This window comes from Bacillus sp. SH5-2 (assembly GCF_008368905.1).
GTDB lineage: Bacteria > Bacillota > Bacilli > Bacillales > Bacillaceae_G > Bacillus_A > Bacillus_A luti.
Window position 1 is genome coordinate 1 of record NZ_QOSD01000048.1, and the last position, 1251, is coordinate 1251.

Annotated in this window: 1 protein-coding gene; it reads left to right on the forward strand. The window is 36.1% G+C overall.

The genetic code is table 11. From position 1 onward, the window contains the following. Positions 1–1214, forward strand: a protein-coding gene (locus DN410_RS27655; protein ID WP_149178843.1) for an IS3 family transposase whose coding sequence is annotated in 2 segments (ribosomal slippage) — positions 1–253 and positions 253–1214 — 1215 coding nt annotated over the 2 segments. Because the reading frame shifts where the segments join, the coding sequence is not laid out codon by codon here. This gene is flagged as partial in the annotation. Between the last annotated feature and the right edge of the window lie 37 nt (positions 1215–1251).

Below are 1251 nucleotides of genomic sequence, written 5' to 3' on the forward strand. Positions count from 1 at the left end.
GAAAATGAAAAAGGAAAGCTACCTCGAAATATTTTTGAAGAATGTGGTTTTGATATAGATATAATTGGAATGAAACGAGTTATGTCATCGGGAAGTAGATGGCGTGCTGCTTATAGAAAAAATGGTGTATTGGGTTTAAGGGATACACGTATCGAAAACGCTGGAAGAACTCTTGAGAGAGAGCTTACGTTAGAAGAAAAGTATGCCCGTTTAGAAGCCGAACGAAACTTACTAAAGGCGGAAAACGAATTACTAAAAAAAATCAAACTTATGGAAGGGAGGATGAAAAGGAAATAACACTACCACCTAGTCAGAAATTCATCTTAATTCGTTCTGTCATCATGAAATACAACTTAAGGCATATGGTCAGTCATTTGTGCAAAGTAGCTGGTGTATCCCGTTCGGGATACTATAATTACTTTTCAGTTTCATCTCAAGAACAACGGAAACAAAAGAGTAATCGAGATGAAATCTTGAAGGAAACCATATTAAAAGCACTTCGATTTAGAAATAGAAAGAAGGGGGCTCGTCAGATAAAGATGACATTGGCGGGTCAGTTTCAAGTTGTCTACAATTTAAAGCGTATCCGTAGAATTATGAAGAAATACGAGATTGTCTGTCCGGTTCGCAAAGCGAATCCTTATAAAAGAATGCTTAAAGCTACAAAAGAACATCGAATAGTACCGAATCAATTAAATCGGGAATTTAAACAAAATACCCCAGGGAAAACACTTCTTACAGATATCACCTATTTAGTTTACGGTAAGAATCAAAGGGCTTATTTATCTACAATTTTAGACGGCTCAACTAATGAAATTTTAGCTTACCATGTTTCAGAACAGATGACATTAGAGCTCGTAACAACAACTCTCCATAAACTAAAAAGGAATCCGCGGATTCGATTGACTGAAGGTGCTTATATTCATTCAGATCAAGGAGCCCACTACACAAGCCCTACCTATCAAAAGCTAGTCAAAAAGCTAAACCTTGGACAATCCATGTCAAGAAGAGGAAACTGTTGGGATAACGCCCCACAAGAATCGTTTTTTGGTCATCTGAAAGATGAAGCTCATATAAAACCTTGCGTGTCCTTTAATGAGTTGAAACAAGAGATTAAGAAATATATGACGTACTATAATCACTATAGATATCAATGGAATTTAAAAAAGATGACTCCTGTTGGATACAGAAATCATCTTCTTGATGTTGCCTAACTTTTTTCAAAATGTCCTTTACAAAGGGTACAGATTA